This window comes from Flavobacterium sp. 38 (genome assembly GCF_057799715.1).
Genome location: NZ_JBYNWZ010000001.1, coordinates 144,893 through 161,228, shown reverse-complemented (window position 1 = coordinate 161,228; position 16,336 = coordinate 144,893). Strand labels below are relative to the sequence as shown.

Sequence of the window (16,336 nt, the reverse complement as noted above, 5' to 3'; positions counted from 1 at the left end):
TGAATTTCATTAAGGATTATATTTCTTGTTTCAATTCCTCAAAAAGGACTTTTATTTTTTCGTTTAAATCGGCGTACGTAGCCTTTATGTCAATCGTATTTAAATCTTCTTTTTCTAAATCTTTTAAAATATCTCCAATTTCATTGGCTTGAATTTGTTTGAACATTGGAGCAATACGATGCGCGATAGATTTTATTTCGTCATGATTTTGTTCCTCAATTGCGACTTTCAAAAAGCCTAAATTTTCTATAGTGGTTTCTAAAAAAGACTTTAAAACCTCTTTCAAAGCCGATTCGTCCTGACCAAGAAAATCCTTTAAGGTTTCTAGAGAATATATTTGAGAAGTATTTTGTGTTGTATTCTCGGTATATTCCGTTATGGGCACTTCTTCATGATCCAAAATATGCTGAATCGTTTCTAGTAAAATTTTTGGCGAATATGGTTTTTTAACAACAGTTGTAAAACCAGCCTTTTTATATACAGCAAGATCAAGATCGGTACGACCTGTCAGTGCAATTACAGGCTGATTTTTGAAAATGGTTTCGGGAAGTTCTCGAAGTTTTTCTAAAAATAAAAATCCGTCTATTTCTGGCATTTGAATATCGGTAATTACAAAATCAAAAGGAGTAGTTTTAATTGTTTCTAAAGCTTTGGCAGGATTAGTAAACGAAAACACCTGATGTTGTTCTTGCTTTAAAACACCACTAGTTAAATTCAGAAGATTAATATCGTCGTCTACAACAATAAAAGTCTGTTTTTTACTGTTTTTTGCAGTCTTTGGTTTAATTTCGTTTGCAGGAATATTTTGGCTATTATCAAATAATAAAGGCAGTCGAATAAGGAAAGTACTTCCTTTTCCGAAGATGCTTTCTAAGGTTAAATTACCGCCCAAAATAGAAATAATCTTTTGGCAGATCGATAAACCTAAACCTGTTCCTCCGTATTTCTTTTCAATGCTTTCATTCGCTTGGGCAAATTCTTCAAAAACCAATTTCTGATTGGCTTTTTCAATTCCGATTCCGGTATCTTGAATCGAAATGGTAAAAAACTGATCTTCATTCGCGTAAGCGGCAATTCGAATATGGCCTTCTTCGGTAAACTTATAAGCATTTCCGATAATGTTGGTCAAGATTTGTTTTAAACGAAACGGATCACCAACAATGCGTTTTTGAAACTGCTCGTCTATATTGATAATAAGATCAATATCTTTCTGTTTGTAAACCGTTTGTATATTTCGTGCAACATCTTCAATAATTTCTGGTAATGAAAACGGAACTTTTTCTATCGAAATTTTTCCAGCTTCAATCTGCGAAAAATCCAATAAATCCTGAACAAGCTGTGAAATATATTCAGATGAGTTTTTAATGTTTTTAACGAAATAAGACTGCTTGGTGTTGATGTCTGAATTTCCTAAAAGTTCAGAATAGCCAACAATTGTACTCAAAGGCGTTTTTAAATCGTGGCTTACAGTCGAAATTAACTGTTCACGGCTCTTAAGCAGGTTTTTTGTTTTGAAATTGGCAATTTCCAGCTGTTTTTTATACAATTGAGATTTGGAATAATCGCTCACAATTAGAATCGAAAAAAAGACCGTCAGCAACAAACCGATAACCGCAGAAGCTGTCACAATTTCGTTGACTCTTTTTAATGATTTTTCTTTTAATGAATTGCTTTTGATCGAATTGATGATAATTTCTCGCTCAATAATTCGAAGTATTTTTCTAAGCTGATCCGAAATCGCTATTTCGTTTTGAAGCAATTTGTTTTCTTCAAAATTTAGAGATTCTTTCTTCTTTTCGGCTTTTAATTTTACAGAACTTAAAAGTTTTTTAGAATTGGCCAAAATAGAATCAGAGGCTTTTTTGCTCAGCGTATTGGTGCTATCGTCTGGAATATTTGAATTTAAATAATCGACATATCGCTGTAAAACGCCGCGCTGATAACTTCCTAACTGGTTTGGGTTTTTAGTGAAATCCTGAAGCTCCAATTTTCTCAGGTTAAATTCCATTTTTGTGATTTCATCGATCGCATTATTTACAGAAGTTTCATCATCAGCTTTATTTTTAATTTCTCTTAATTGCTGGATGTTTTCTGTCTTTTCAGACAAAAAATAAGTAACGCTATCCAAAAGTGTTTTTTGATATTCTGTCGTAACAACTTGCTTTAAAGTATCGATGCGTTTGCGAAGAGAATCGGTTTCGATCAGATAATTTTTAAAATCTTTTTCAGAATTATTTTGAATGGTTTGTCGAGCTAAACTTTCAGTTTTATAAACATTAGAATACAATCTGCTGACTCTAAGAATTTTTATTTTTTCTAAAGCAATTTTGTCTTCCAGCTTGTTGTAAACTACATTTTCAGAATAAAGAAACCATCCAACGGTGACAACCAAAGCCAATAATGCAACGTAGCTGAACAAAACCTTGATCGCGGTGTAACTTTTTTTGGTCTCCATATTTTGCTGAAAGATTTGGGAATTTCGGAATTATTAAAACATTGCAATTTATCTAAAAAAATCTGTTTTAGAAAGTGGCAAAATAATCATTATGTTACATAATTGTAAGGTCTCCAAAGAAAAACAGCCGTAGATTATGTAAATCTACGGCTGTTTTAATATTGTTTTTTATGGATTATAAAGTTTCATCTAACCATTTGAAGAATTCGCCCTGCCAAACCTGTGCATTTTGAGGTTTTAAAACCCAGTGATTTTCGTCTGGGAAATAAACAAATCTACTTTTGATTCCTCTTAACTGAGCCGCTTGGAAAGCTTCTTGCCCTTGTCCGATTGGCACACGGAAATCTTTTCCTCCTTGGAAAATCAAAATCGGTTTATTCCAATTCTGAACTAAAGTTGCCGGATTAAAAGTAGTATACGCTTTTTGTGCAACAGCATTATCTTTTTCCCAATATGGTCCGCCAAAATCCCAGTTGTTAAAGAAAACTTCTTCTGTTGTTCCTAACATCGAAACGGTATTGAAAACACCATCGTGAGCAATAAAAGTTTTGAAACGGTTTTTGTGAATTCCAGCTAAATAAAATACAGAATATCCACCGTAACTTGCACCAACACAACCTAAACGGCTTTTGTCAACATACGATTCTTTAGCAACATCATCAATTGCAGAAAGATAATCATCCATAACTTGTCCGCCCCAATCTTTACTAATCTGCTCGTTCCATTCAACTCCATGACCTGGCATTCCGCGACGGTTTGGCGCTACAACCACATAACCTTTAGCAGCCATTAAAGAAAAATTCCAACGGAAAGAATACGATTGTGTCAACGGACTTTGCGGTCCTCCTTGACAGAATAATAAAGTTGGGTATTTTTTTGAAGCATCAAAATTTGGAGGTAAAATTACCCAAACCAGCATTTTTTTGCCGTCGGTTGTTGTAACGTAACGTTTTTCTGTTTTGCTTAACGCTAAAGTTTTATACGTATCTGTATTTACGTTTGAGATTTGTTTCCAAGTATTTTTCTTCAAGTTAAAAGAATAAATCTCAGCTGCATGATTCATGTCTGTTCTTGTCACGATAATATCGTCTCCAGCAAAACCAACTAAATCATTTACGTCAAAATCTCCGTTTGTTAACTGGCGAACGTTGATCGCAATTCTCGTTAAACCAGGAAAATTAACAGAGAAAAGCTGTTTTGTTCCATCAACAGGCGCCACAAAAAATACTGTTTTTCCGTCTTTACTCCAGATAAAATTGTCCACAGTTCCGTCCCAGTTTGCAGTTAAGTTTTGTTTAATTCCTTTAAACTCAACAATAATATCATTTTTATCAGACTCGTAACCGTCGCGTTTCATTTGCAGCCAAGAAAGATTTCCTGTTGGAGAAAATTGCGGTGCTGTGTCGTAACCTAAATTGCCTTCCGTTTTATTGGTCGTTTTTTGAGTCTCTAAATTGTACTCATAAATATCTGTATTTGTCGAAATCGCATAAGCAGTTCCTGCTTTTTTCTTGCAAACGTAAAAAATGCTTTTGCTGTCTGGCGACCAGATATAATCTTCGTCACCGCCAAAAGGTTTTTGCGGAGAATCAAAAGTTTCACCTTTCAAAATATCAACTCCTTTTGCTCCGTCTTTGTTTTCTTTATAAAAAACGTGATTAAATTTTCCTTCGTTCCAAGTATCCCAATGGCGATAATCTAATCCGTTGTAAATTTGAGCGTCCGATTTAGTAAGCTCTGGGTAGAAATCTTTTCCTAAAACGCTCTCGATTTTTACTTCATCATTATAAACAACAAATTTTCCGTCTGGCGAAATATTTTTGTCTTTTAAAACATCTTTGGTGTCCTTAATTTCAGTGGCATTACCTCCGTTTACCGGAATAATATAAAGTTTAGAAGTCGATTTGTTATCGGCTACAGAAGGCGTTGAAACCTTATAAACAATATTTTTTTCATCTTTTGAAAGTCCAAGTGGAGTTACTCGTCCTAATTTCCATAACAATTCTGGCGACATTACATTCTGTCCGATAGCGTTTAAACTCATCATTATTAAAGTTGTTACTACTACTTTTTTCATAATAAAAATTCTATTTTTTGTGGTGCCTAAAATACAACATTTAAATCCCAATTAGTTAAATTCCAAATCCCAAATATTGTTAAAGTTTATAGAGTGAAATTCCAATTTTCTAAATTCCAAATTCCAACTGTCACCCTGAGCGGAGTCGAAGGGCGCACCAATTGGAACGCATGCTTCGACTCCGCTCAGCAAGACAAATGGAGGACAGGTTCAAAAGTAAAGTTTTGGAATTTGGAATTTAAAATTTGATTTTTTCTCTCTTGTCACCCTGAGCGGAGTCGAAGGGCGCACCAATTGGAACGCATGCTTCGACTCCGCTCAGCAAGACAAATGAGAGAGAGACTCAAAAGTAAAGTTTTGCAATTTGGAGTTTATCTAAAGTTTAGAATTTAAAAAAATTGTAATTTAACCCAAGATTGGAATTTGGAATTTAAAAGATTTGGAATTTATTTTTTAGAATAAAAAATCATGGAACTAAGCTACTGGGAACTAAAAAACTGGTTTTCAAACATAGATTATACTATCGTCGGAAGCGGAATTGTCGGACTGCATACTGCATTACGCTTACGCGAAAGATTTCCAGCGGCTAAAATTCTGGTTTTAGAACGCGGCATGTTGCCTCAAGGCGCCAGTACAAAAAACGCTGGTTTTGCTTGTTTCGGAAGTCTGTCTGAAATTATGGATGATTTAAAAACACATTCAGAAGAAGATGTTGTGGCTTTAATCGAAAAGCGCTGGAAAGGTTTGCAAATGCTTCGAAAAAGATTAGGAGATCAAGCAATTGATTTTAAGCCTTTCGGCGGATATGAATTATTTTTGAGAGAAGACGAATCTGGATTTAACGAATGCGTTTCTAAAATTCCGTTTGTCAATGAAGTTTTAAAACCGCTTTTTAAGACTGATGTTTTTTCGAAAGAAGTAGACCGATTTGGTTTCGGTAATATCCACGAATATTTAATTTTTAATCCGTTTGAAGGACAGATCGATACCGGAAATATGATGCAGGAATTGCTGAAACAAGCAATTGTAGCAGATATTTTTATTTTAAATCAGCAGACTGTAAAATCGTATGCCGATGCAGGAAATCATGTTGAGGTTGTGGTAAACGATTTTAGCTTTAAAACCCAAAAATTGCTTTTTGCTACGAATGGTTTTGCAGGCGAATTGACAAAAGGTGCTGTCAAACCAGCAAGAGCGCAAGTGCTTATTACAGAGCCAATTCACAATTTAGACATCAAAGGAACGTTTCATTTAGATCGTGGTTATTATTATTTTAGAAATATTAATGACCGAATTTTATTAGGCGGAGGTCGAAATCTTGATTTTGAAGGAGAAACGACAACCGAATTTGGACAGACGAAAATTATTCAAAATAAATTGGAAGAATTACTGAAAAATGTAATTTTACCAAATCAGGATTTTCAGATTGCGCATCGATGGAGCGGCATTATGGGAGTCGGAAATAGTAAGAATCCTGTCGTAACCCAGCTTTCTGAAAACGTATTCTGCGGAGTGCGTTTAGGTGGAATGGGAGTGGCGATAGGAAGTTTAATAGGAACAGAATTAGCAGATTTAATAGAATAGCATGGCAGCACCCAAGAAACCAGCACCCAAAAAAACAACAACTACAAATAAGCCCAAACCGGCGGCAAAGAAAAAAACGAATCGCAGTTTTGGCGAAAAAGTAAAATGGTTTTTTATTAAAGCGGCTTTATGGTTTTTTGGAATATCAATCGGATCGGTGATTTTTTTCAAATATGTTCCGGTGCCATTTACGCCTTTAATGCTCATTCGCGCCATCGAAAATAAAATGGCTGGAAAAGAAGTTTATTTTGATCACGATTGGGAACCGATTGAAAAAATCTCAATGAATTTGCAAAAAGCGGTTATAGCCAGTGAAGATGGAACTTTTTTAACTCACAATGGTTTCGATTTCAAAGCACTTCAAAAAGCATATAAAAGCAACGAACGCGGACGACGAATTCGAGGCGGAAGCACCATTTCGCAGCAAACGGCCAAAAATGTTTTTCTATGGCAAGGAAAAAGTTATTTCCGTAAAGGCCTTGAAGCTTATTTTACCATTTTAATTGAAATTATCTGGGGCAAAGAACGCATCATGGAAGTTTATCTAAACAGTATCGAAATGGGCGATGGGGTTTACGGTGCTTATGCCGCAACAGAACATTGGTACAGAAGAGATGCGTCGAGTTTAACGCCAATGCAGGCGGCAGGAATCGCTGCAATATTGCCAAACCCAAGAAAATTTAAAGCGACAGGTTCATCAAGTTATATTAATAGAAGAAAAGAGAGAATCGTGCGTGAGATGCGTTACGTTGGAAAAATCAATTACAATGGAAAAGAGGAAAAGAAGTAAAAAAGCACTTTTTGCTTTTCTGATTTTGACTGTAACGTTAACTTTTGGACAAGGAAAAACTAAAGAAATAGGTTTTATAACAGATAATGATTTGTACACTTCGTCTAAATACGATATGTATTACACCAATGGTTTGGAGCTTTTTTTTCGATTTTTATCTAAAAACGATAACCCGAAAATAAATAAAGAAATTACCGAATTTAGAATTGGGCAATATCTTTATAATCCGAGGTTTTTAAATAAGGAAGCGGTTACTGTAAACGATCGTCCTTTTGCCGGTTATATTTTTGCCGAAGTTGGGAAAAACTTTTTTTACCAAAGCGAATCGGTTTTAAAGACCGATTTCCAAATTGGTTTTCTTGGTCCGAATGCGTTTGGCGAAGAATTGCAAGAAGGATTTCATAAGATCATTGGTTACAAAAAAGTATACGGCTGGGAAAATCAGATTCATAATGCTTTAGGAGTACAGGCTCATGCTATTTATTCTAAAAAAATGTTTCCTTCAAAACATAATGATTTTGTAGATTTTCATTGGCAGTCGGAAGCAAATTTGGGAACGATTTTTTCTGGAGTCTCAACAGGATTTATGGCGCGATTCGGATTTAAAAAACTAATTCCGATTTACGATTCTAATATACACGATGCGTCGATAAGTGCAGAAGCGCAACCGAATATTCGAGAGTTTTACTTCTATGCGGCGCCAAGCGTCAATTATCAGTTTTATGATGCCACTATAGAAGGAAGCATGTTTAATGATACAAGTCCGATTACTTTCGATTTAGAACCGCTTCGTTTCAATGCCGAAGCAGGTTTAAAATACCGATACAATAACTTCAATATTTCGTATTCTTTCCTTTATAGAGGAAGAGAATTAAAGGATCCAGGAATTGATACGAATTCAGGATATTTCTATGGGTCTATTCGAATGGGATTTTTGTTGAGGTAAAATACTGCTCTAAATAATTATTTTATTTTTTTAGGATTTCTTTTATAAATGAATTTTTTTAAGCTTAATCTAAATCCATTTCTTTGGAATACTGATCCCATTTTTTATTAAGATAATCGGTTGTTTGTTGCATTATTTTCGAATTTACATCTGAGGTATTTTGTACGGTTGAACTTAGTATCGCTTTACCATTTTCAAAATAGATATAAGCACTAACATCTTGATCTCCCCAAAAGAAAGGAAATACAATTGCCCTATTTTCTGCGCTTTCAGTTATATATTTTTCCATACTGATTATAAAGGAAAACATGGGTAACATTTCCACGAAGTTTTCACTAAAAAATAGCATGCCCCAATGCCATTCTTCGGTCACTTCGTCGTAATCTGAAAAAGCCATTGCCTGATCGTATTTGAGCCAGCTATTAATGACTTCCCGATTGTTTTCGTCATTATAGGGACGAAGCAATTCTGAAGTCAAATCCATTTTTGAATACATTTTAAGGCTGTCCCACCATTCGATCCAGTTTCTATTTAGTTCTGGTGTTTCAACGGGATTGCTTAAAAAAAATTCTAATTGAGATTTTGAGATTTTAACTTTACAATATAAGGAGCTTAATTCAGACATAATTTGATGTTTTATCGTATAGTGTTTTATAGAGATTTAGAATAGCGCCGATAGAAACGACACCCTTTTATGGTCTTGTAAAAAAATGAGATCATAAAAGATACAATGAATATCGGAACGGATCGTCTTTTGAAAACGAAACTTCCTGCCACTTATTTTTCTAATAAAACTTATTTTCGACGATTGTCGCACTGCAGATAAATTTCTTCATTTGATTTGTCGATAATTGAAATTACTGGACAACCAAAAGAAGCATTTTCAAAACCAAAAACAACGGCAGGTTTGTTTTTAAAAAGTTTACCCGTCCATTGATTTACAATCTTGCCTTCAGAATAATTTAAAGGAGAAAGAGAAATGCCTTCTTTTTGGTAAAAAAGCTTATCTATGATAATTTCGTTGGTTTCGTTTTGCTGGGTTTTGACATCGGTGACAATAAGACGTCTGGCATAAATTATTTTATTACTGTTCGTATATTCTTGTAAAAAATACTGATAGGTTTTGGTTTCAAAAAAATAAGAACTTCCTGTAAGTGCGTTAGTTATTACTTTTTTGTATTCTTTCTTTAATTTTTCGTCTGGATACTCTTTCGCAGTGATTTTTTTCCAGACAATAGGCATCATTTGTTTCTCCACAAACGGATTTTCTTTGCCAACATACACTAAAGCGTTTTTATAATCTTGGCTAAAGTCTTTTAAGTTTTTAGTATTGACTTCGAAGCCAATTCTATAATCCGTAGATTGGTAAGGCCAGTTTTTAGCCGAAGCATCACCATTCAGCATTGCGGAGGTTTTTAAGTTTTTAATTAAAAAAGAAGCCAGTTTGTCTTTCGCATAATCGTAAACAAACAAAGAATCGGTTTCAGAAATTTCTATTTTGGATAAGAATCGCGTTCTATAATTTTTGTCGAAAGTAAAATATAGGGCAGTTTTTTTATCCATTTTTTCTATCTGCGGTAAAGAAAGCGTATCATTAGTTGCAGCTGGGTAAAGGTCAGAAAGTGAAAGAAAGGCAATGTCACCGCCTTGTTTTGGAGTGAGCGTAAATAAATTAATGCTTTCTTTTTTTGGAGATTTTTCTTTAATCGCAAGTGTATCCGCAGGAGCATTTTCAGAAGGAGCGACGTCATCGTTTTTAACTTCGTACTTTTTATTACAAGAGACTAAAAAAAGAAACGAAATCAGCAGTATGATTTGATTTGTTTTCATAATGATTTTTAAGTTATAGTTTTTAAATGTCTTTAAGTTTCTGACAGTAAATAGCATTAAGTAAAAATATAATTATTAAATGTAAGGAAATATTTTATAATAAAGTACTGATTTTGAAACTAATAAGGCTGATTTCCGTTTTAGGGATTAGCTTAAGAAGACTTTTTAACCTTTTGATAATGTGTACTACTGTCAAAAAGTTTATTTTTAATCAAAACTTAATTTTATGGACATTAATTGGAATATAATAGGCATTGTAGCAATTTTGATTGTCATTTTGGTTGTATTGACCATCAGAAAAAATTTGCGAGAAAAAAAGAAACTGGAAAATTTGCTGAATAACGATTTTAAAAAAGCAAAGAAAGATGATGTTGAGGCTGATGATTCGGCAAATGAGAAATAATTATTAGTTTAATGTTTAATGCGATAGACTCGACAGGTTTTTAAAAACCTGTCGAGTCTAAGGTTGAAGATATAAAAAATAAAACCCTTGTAAAAATACATTTACAAGGGTTTTTCGTTTTTAGTGGAGAATACCGGATTCGAACCGGTCACCCCTTGCCTGCCAGGCAAGTACTCTAGCCAAATGAGCTAATCCCCCGTGTTTACTTTAACCAGATTTGCTAATCCCCCAAAGCGTTAACAAATAAAGTCAATTAATTTTCAAAAAACAAATTTCAAATCGCTTAGTCAGAATTATTTTTCAAAAGCGTAACTTTACGTTAAATCCTATTTTTATGAGTTTAGAAAATACAAACGGAAGTTTAGAAACTTCTTTTCAAAATACCATTGCAATTGTACAATTTGGACATCCTGCAAGTAACTCTTTTCCGCGTGAATTGCTGGATCGTCTTACTGCCGAAATAAATTCTTTGAGTAGAAATGAAAATGTTTCGGTAATTATTTTAAAAAGCGAAGGAAATAAAACTTTTTGCTCTGGAGCTTCTTTTGACGAACTTTTGAAGGTTGAAAATGAAGAACAAGGAATTGAATTCTTTTCTGGTTTTGCCCATTTGCTTAATGCAATGCGAAATTGCAATAAAATCATAATCGGCCGCGTGCAAGGAAAAGCCGTTGGAGGTGGGGTCGGAATCATCTCGGCTTGCGATTATGTTTTTGCGACGCATCATAGCGATATTAAATTATCAGAATTAGCGATCGGAATCGGACCTTTTGTGATTGAGCCAGCTGTTTCTAGAAAAATCGGGAAAACCGCAATGACCGCGATGACCTTGGCGGCTCACGAATGGAAATCGGCAGATTGGGCATTTGAAAAAGGATTGTTTTCTGTTCTATGTGAAGCTGAAAATCTTGATGCAGAAGTCGAAAGTTTTGCGTTAAAATTAAGTTCGTACAATCCAGAAGCTTTGCACGAAATGAAAAAGATTATTTGGGAAGGAACAGAAATTTGGGAATCGCTTCTTTTTGAGCGTGCCGCTATTACAGGTAAATTGGTTTTATCTGATTTTACAAAATCGGCGTTGCTTCAGTTTAAAAAATGAAAAAATTAAACACATAGAAACATAGTTTATTGAAACGTAAAAAAGTCGTTTCACTCAAAATTAATACACATAGCAATGTGTTAATGGCAAGTCATTTTTTTTCTTCTATTTAGAAAAGAAAAAACTATGTTTCTATGTGTTTAAAATTTTAGTTTTTGTTTGCTAATAATTATCATATTATAATTCTATTCGGTTATGGATCTTTGTCAAAGTTTTAAACTTTGACAAAGATTGATTCACATCATAATTAAATAAAAATATTTCAAATGAAACTCATTTCCTTATTCCAAAAAGTAGATGTTGCCGAAAAAATAAAGAACGCTCCAGACAGCAGTTATGAAATCGGCGTGGTGATTGGAACTTTTATTCCGTTCCTAATTTTGGTCGGAATTGCCTTTTGGATGTATAACAGAGCTAAAAAAAGAGACAAAAACGGTTATTAATTTGTAAATTTGCAAGCTTAAAATTAAAAATCGATGAGTAATATCAGAATTACAAAACAATTTAGCTTCGAAACTGGCCACGCTTTGTACGGTTACGACGGAAAATGCAAGAACGTTCACGGACACAGTTATAAATTATCGGTAACGGTTATTGGCTCGCCAATTACAGACCGATCGAATGTAAAGTACGGAATGGTAATTGATTTTTCTGATCTAAAGAAAATTGTAAAAGAAGAAATCGTCGATCAGTTTGATCATGCAACTGTTTTCAATCAGACGACACCGCATATCGAATTGGCAAATGAATTGAAAAATCGCGGACATCACGTTATTTTAGTAGATTATCAGCCAACAAGCGAAAATATGGTGGTAGATTTTGCTGAAAGAATTGGAGCAAGATTGCCAGATGGAATTTCTCTTTTCTCTCTAAAACTTCAAGAAACAGAATCTTCTTTTGCAGAATGGTACGCTTCTGATAATCTGTAAAATTCCAATTTTTAAATTCCAAATTCCAAACTTTTCGACTTCGCTAAGAGAGACAAAAAGATCTAAAAATCTAAATTCAAAAATCTAAAATTCCTCGATGAAAAAAATATATTTCGCTTCAGATCAGCATTTTGGTGCGCCGACTCCCGAATTGAGTTTACCGCGCGAAAAGAAATTTGTTGCCTGGTTGGATGAGGTTAAAGAAGATGCTGAAGCTATTTTTCTTTTGGGAGATTTATTTGATTTTTGGTTCGAATATAAAACGGTTGTTCCGAAAGGTTTTGTTCGTATTTTAGGCAAACTGGCTGAAATTCGCGACAGCGGAATTCCGATATATTTTTTTGTTGGAAATCATGATCTTTGGATGAATGATTATTTTGAAACCGAATTAAATATTCCGGTTTATCACGATAATAAGGAATTTACTTTTAACGGAAAGACCTTTTTAATTGGTCACGGCGACGGAAAAGGGCCTGGCGATAAAGGGTATAAACGAATGAAAAAGGTATTTACAAATCCGTTTTCAAAATGGCTTTTCCGTTGGCTTCATCCAGATGTTGGCGTTAGTTTAGCACAATATTTATCGGTTAAAAACAAACTGATTTCTGGCGATGAAGATGTAAAGTTTTTGGGTGAAGAAAACGAATGGCTAGTTTTATATGCCAAACGAAAATTGGAAACCAAACATTACAATTACTTCATCTTCGGACACCGCCATTTACCAATGATTATTCCCGTTGGCGAAGATTCTAATTATGTAAATCTGGGCGATTGGATTGGTTATTTTACCTACGGTGTTTTTGACGGCGAAAAATTTGAATTAAAGAAATTCGAAAAATAATTTACTTTTTTGCATTCGGATAAATTCCGATTTTGTGCGTTCTCAAAATATAATTTGACAATTGCTTGCTGTTTGAAAGCTGAAAATTAATAGCATTTGAGGCTTGCTTCGGCATGTGGCATTCAACACAATTGTTAGCCAATAATTTCTCAGGCATCGTTTTTAAAGTAGTTTGTTTGTGTTTTAAACCCTGATGGCAGCTCATGCAGATTTTAGAGTAGGAAGCCATATTTTTAGAAGCATTTTCATGCGGGTTATGGCACGTAATACAATCCATTTTTTGGCTGTTAAAACATTTACTTTGTGCCATTAAGCGATATTGATTACCGTGAACATCAAATTTTGCTGTATCGGTGATGCTTTTAGTTTCACGAAAGTATTCCGATAAATTATCTCCAGGTTTAAATTCAAAACGAGATTTTAATTTCATGCCGTCGTTTCCTGCGTGACATAAAGCGCAAGCATCTAGCTTTTGCTGTCTGCTTAATGTTTTTAAACTGGTAATGCTGTTGGCAACTTTTACGTTTGGGTTTTTTAAATGAAAATCAACATGTTTTTTGGCTGGACCGTGGCAGCGTTCGCAGTCAATTCCATAAACAATCGTTTTTTTATTGATTACATCTTCGACATCCATAGACATGAAATTTCTATCTGCAGAACTTTGGTTAACGGTTCTCGAACTAATATTCGAACTGTGGCAAGAATAACAGTCTTTTACCACCATTCGGTCAAAATAAGGTTTATCGGCAGGAAAACCCGGACTTGTTGCCCAATTATTTATCGAATGATAAAAAGAAACTGGCAATTCATACGTATTATTGTCTTTCCAGTAAACAGAAGTCTGTGCGTGTTTGGTTCCAAAAACGATTTCAAACTTATATTTGGCTGTTTCTTTACCGTTTTTATACAAAACCTGATACAAACTGTCGCCACGTTTTTCCATGACCAGTTTGGTGTTTTTATCATAAATGAAAGTATGATTTTTAGAATCAAAATCACCAGAAACATTTCCTAAAATAGCTGGAGCTGTTGCTTTAAAATGCGAACTTCTAAATGCCATTTCAGATTGTACTTTATGGCATTGTACGCAGCTTTCAGAACCCGCATAATCAGTTCCGCGCGGATCAATATATTCCTCTGATTTGTTATTGCATCCGACAAAGAGAATGGCCAGAAGGGTGAAGGTTAGTAGAAATACAGCTTTTTTCATTGCTGTAAATATACTTTTTTTTGAATTGAATCAAAATATATTTCAATAATGAAAAAATGCTGTTAAAATATTTAGAATGCTTCTTAATTCATGCCGACTCCGTAAACATATTCATCTAGTTCAATTTTGAACAAAGAACCTTCAACCAAATCTTTAATTGATTTTAGTTCAGTCATATTTACAGCTAAATCTATCGAATTGCATGGCGTTTTCAATAAAAACTTATGGCAAGAATATTTCATTTCGCAGGCTTCACAACAAGTGTTTTCAATCATACTGTCTTCAATCAAATCGCAGAAAAGATTCAATTCCTGAACGGTAAAATAAAAACCAGTTTCTTTAAAAACCAATTGCACTTTATCTGAAATCGTAGTGTTATGATCTTTCCAGTAAAATGCTATTCCAAAGTTATTATGATATATCTGTTCAATTTCTCTCATCGTAAATCCTTTTAATTCAACAAATATAAATATTATTTATATTAATTCTAAATAAAAAAATCATAAAAATTTGAAAATATTTTTGGAACCATATAAGTCATATAAGTTCATATTAAAGTTTTTTTTGATGCTACTCTTAAAAAAAAGACATAAAAAAAACTCCAAAATATGGAGCCTTTAATTTTTTTAGATTTAGTTTTTAAATGAACTTATATGACTTATATGGTTCAAAAAAAACCGAATAAAATTTTAATTCATTCCTGCACCGTGGATATATTCATTAAGATGAAGTCGAAATAAAGAACCATCAACTAAGTCTTTTATACAATCTAATTCAATCGGTGATATTTCTAAATCTAATGCAACGTAAGGTGTTTTCAATAAAAATTTATCGAAGGCACGTTTTACGCCACGTGTATCATTATGATCGGTTACGCAGTCTTCAATTAAATCGTGAAATTCATTTAATTCTTCAATTGAAAAATAGAATCCCATTTGTTTAAAAAGCAATTGAATTTTATCTGATATAATTTCGTTGCCTTCTTTCCAATAAAATGAAATTCCAAAGTCGTTACGATATATTTGCTCGATGTCTTTCATGGCAATTTTTTTAGGCCACAAAGGTACATACAGTTTGTATTAATATGGACTAAAAAAAGCATAAAAAAAAGCTAAAAAACATTATTAATAATTGACTATAAGTTGTTTAGCTTTTCGTTTTTTGAGTTTTACTTTTAAAATGAACTTATGAATTATATGGTCTAAAAATCTATTTCAGCCATTTATTGATGTTTGATAGAAATGCTGCTTGCTGATCAACAAATAAATAATGCGAGCAATTATCTAGAAAGGCAAAATTTTTCTCTCCAGTTATTGCCTTAAGTGAATTGATTTGTGCCGATGAAAAAACGCCGTCATCTTTCCCGTAAATTCCATAAATAGGAACTCCCGCAGTTTTAATTTTCTTTAAAAGAGGTCTAGTGTCGATGTTGTTTTGTTTTTCATTTTGATAAAAAACTAACGGAGCATTTTTATTTCGAATATTGGTTTTATAAAATTCTCCAGCTTCATAATCAGCGTATAATTTTTTAGATTCTGCAGTTGGGTTTGGCATTTTAAAAAAGCCATTTTCTCCCGCAAGTTCGTAACATCCTTTTCTATATTCGGCAGAATTTTTATTTAGATTTTCTACAACACTAATTTTCTTAAGCTGTTCAGAATTGGTACTGTATTTTTTATTAAGCGTATTTAAAATATGATTGTAAGTTTCCTGTTGAGAAAACAAAGCGCCAGCCAAAACCAAAGCGTTCACATTTTGCGGATACTTATTAGTATAAAGTGTCGCTACTAAACCTCCAAAACTATGACCTAGTATAACCGCTTTCTTTAAATGATATTTTTTATAAATCCAATTTAAATCTTGAAAAGCTTCTTCAAAAGTAAATTTTGCATCAGGATCTGTAGATCTTCCTTCGCCTCTTCTGTCATAAGCAATAACATAAAAACCCTGATCGGCTAGATTTTGTGCTGTAGTTCCTTCAAATAAAGTCGCATTACCGCTTGGCCCGCCATGAATGAAAATTATAGCTTTATTTTTTGGGTTCCCGTATGTTTTGATGTAGAGGTTTTGTCCTTTAGCTAAAAAGGAAAACGTCAAAAATAAAACGGTTGCTAATATTCTCATTTATTGATTTCAAAGTTTAATGAAATGAACTTACATGACTTATATGGT

Annotated in this window: 16 protein-coding genes and 1 tRNA gene; 8 read left to right on the top strand and 9 right to left on the bottom strand. The window is 33.6% G+C overall.

Features of this window, described 5'->3' with window-relative positions; all coding sequences use genetic code 11:
* Positions 1 to 16: 16 nt before the first annotated feature.
* Positions 17 to 2,455, bottom strand: coding sequence for a hybrid sensor histidine kinase/response regulator (locus AC3E9W_RS00710; RefSeq protein WP_456894759.1), 2,439 nt, complete (start codon positions 2,453 to 2,455; stop codon positions 17 to 19).
* Between the two features lie 175 nt (positions 2,456 to 2,630).
* Positions 2,631 to 4,532: a S9 family peptidase gene (locus AC3E9W_RS00705; protein WP_488766268.1), complete on the bottom strand. Its 1,902-nt coding sequence runs from the start codon at positions 4,530 to 4,532 to the stop codon at positions 2,631 to 2,633.
* A 468-nt stretch (positions 4,533 to 5,000) separates the two neighbouring features.
* Between AC3E9W_RS00705 and AC3E9W_RS00700 the strand changes: the two genes are divergently transcribed.
* From AC3E9W_RS00700 to AC3E9W_RS00690, 3 genes are read left to right on the top strand one after another with little or no spacing between them, the layout of a single operon-like run.
* Positions 5,001 to 6,116, top strand: coding sequence for an NAD(P)/FAD-dependent oxidoreductase (locus AC3E9W_RS00700; protein ID WP_488766266.1), 1,116 nt, complete (start codon positions 5,001 to 5,003; stop codon positions 6,114 to 6,116).
* 1 nt (position 6,117) lies between these two features.
* On the top strand, positions 6,118 to 6,906 hold the full coding sequence (mtgA, locus tag AC3E9W_RS00695) for a monofunctional biosynthetic peptidoglycan transglycosylase (protein ID WP_306153373.1): 789 nt from the start codon (positions 6,118 to 6,120) through the stop codon (positions 6,904 to 6,906).
* Positions 6,884 to 7,852, top strand: a complete 969-nt coding sequence (locus tag AC3E9W_RS00690) for a lipid A deacylase LpxR family protein (RefSeq protein ID WP_306153371.1) — start codon at positions 6,884 to 6,886, stop codon at positions 7,850 to 7,852. Before mtgA ends, AC3E9W_RS00690 begins: the two co-directional genes overlap by 23 nt.
* Positions 7,853 to 7,916: 64 nt before the next feature.
* Here the strand turns inward: AC3E9W_RS00690 and AC3E9W_RS00685 are convergent, their stop codons facing one another.
* Together AC3E9W_RS00685 and AC3E9W_RS00680 are read right to left on the bottom strand one after the other, a co-directional pair.
* Positions 7,917 to 8,477: a hypothetical protein gene (locus tag AC3E9W_RS00685; RefSeq protein WP_488766264.1), complete on the bottom strand. Its 561-nt coding sequence runs from the start codon at positions 8,475 to 8,477 to the stop codon at positions 7,917 to 7,919.
* A 170-nt stretch (positions 8,478 to 8,647) separates the two neighbouring features.
* Complete coding sequence (locus AC3E9W_RS00680; protein ID WP_488766262.1) at positions 8,648 to 9,682, bottom strand: oxidoreductase; 1,035 nt, start codon at positions 9,680 to 9,682, stop codon at positions 8,648 to 8,650.
* Positions 9,683 to 9,908: 226 nt separating this feature from the next.
* On the opposite strand from AC3E9W_RS00680, the gene AC3E9W_RS00675 reads away from it, so the two are divergent.
* Positions 9,909 to 10,085, top strand: coding sequence for a FeoB-associated Cys-rich membrane protein (locus AC3E9W_RS00675; protein ID WP_488766261.1), 177 nt, complete (start codon positions 9,909 to 9,911; stop codon positions 10,083 to 10,085).
* 124 nt (positions 10,086 to 10,209) lie between these two features.
* On the opposite strand, the gene AC3E9W_RS00670 is transcribed toward AC3E9W_RS00675, so the two are convergent.
* A tRNA-Ala gene (locus tag AC3E9W_RS00670) sits at positions 10,210 to 10,283 on the bottom strand.
* Positions 10,284 to 10,419: 136 nt separating this feature from the next.
* Between AC3E9W_RS00670 and AC3E9W_RS00665 the strand changes: the two genes are divergently transcribed.
* From AC3E9W_RS00665 to AC3E9W_RS00650, 4 genes are all read left to right on the top strand, one after another.
* Positions 10,420 to 11,184 carry an enoyl-CoA hydratase/isomerase family protein gene (locus AC3E9W_RS00665; RefSeq protein WP_488766259.1) on the top strand — a complete coding sequence of 255 codons (765 nt, stop codon included), beginning with the start codon at positions 10,420 to 10,422 and terminating at the stop codon, positions 11,182 to 11,184.
* 266 nt (positions 11,185 to 11,450) lie between these two features.
* On the top strand, positions 11,451 to 11,627 hold the full coding sequence (locus AC3E9W_RS00660; protein ID WP_488766257.1) for a hypothetical protein: 177 nt from the start codon (positions 11,451 to 11,453) through the stop codon (positions 11,625 to 11,627).
* Positions 11,628 to 11,660: 33 nt separating this feature from the next.
* The gene (locus AC3E9W_RS00655; RefSeq protein WP_488766255.1) at positions 11,661 to 12,113 is read left to right on the top strand and encodes a 6-pyruvoyl trahydropterin synthase family protein; all 453 of its coding nucleotides are present in this window, start codon (positions 11,661 to 11,663) and stop codon (positions 12,111 to 12,113) included.
* A gap of 97 nt (positions 12,114 to 12,210) precedes the next feature.
* Positions 12,211 to 12,954: a UDP-2,3-diacylglucosamine diphosphatase gene (locus AC3E9W_RS00650; protein ID WP_264553208.1), complete on the top strand. Its 744-nt coding sequence runs from the start codon at positions 12,211 to 12,213 to the stop codon at positions 12,952 to 12,954.
* Between the two features lies 1 nt (position 12,955).
* On the opposite strand, the gene AC3E9W_RS00645 is transcribed toward AC3E9W_RS00650, so the two are convergent.
* The 4 genes from AC3E9W_RS00645 to AC3E9W_RS00630 all read right to left on the bottom strand — a co-directional run bounded on the left by AC3E9W_RS00645 (position 12,956) and on the right by AC3E9W_RS00630 (position 16,288).
* Positions 12,956 to 14,164 (bottom strand): cytochrome c3 family protein, encoded by a 1,209-nt coding sequence (locus AC3E9W_RS00645; protein ID WP_488766254.1) that lies wholly within the window; start codon positions 14,162 to 14,164, stop codon positions 12,956 to 12,958.
* 83 nt (positions 14,165 to 14,247) lie between these two features.
* The gene (locus AC3E9W_RS00640; RefSeq protein WP_306153354.1) at positions 14,248 to 14,604 is read right to left on the bottom strand and encodes a hypothetical protein; all 357 of its coding nucleotides are present in this window, start codon (positions 14,602 to 14,604) and stop codon (positions 14,248 to 14,250) included.
* Between the two features lie 249 nt (positions 14,605 to 14,853).
* Entirely contained in the window at positions 14,854 to 15,204 is a 351-nt protein-coding gene (locus tag AC3E9W_RS00635; RefSeq protein WP_306153352.1) for a hypothetical protein, read from the bottom strand.
* Positions 15,205 to 15,373: 169 nt separating this feature from the next.
* Entirely contained in the window at positions 15,374 to 16,288 is a 915-nt protein-coding gene (locus AC3E9W_RS00630; RefSeq protein ID WP_488766251.1) for an alpha/beta fold hydrolase, read from the bottom strand.
* Positions 16,289 to 16,336: the final 48 nt, after the last annotated feature.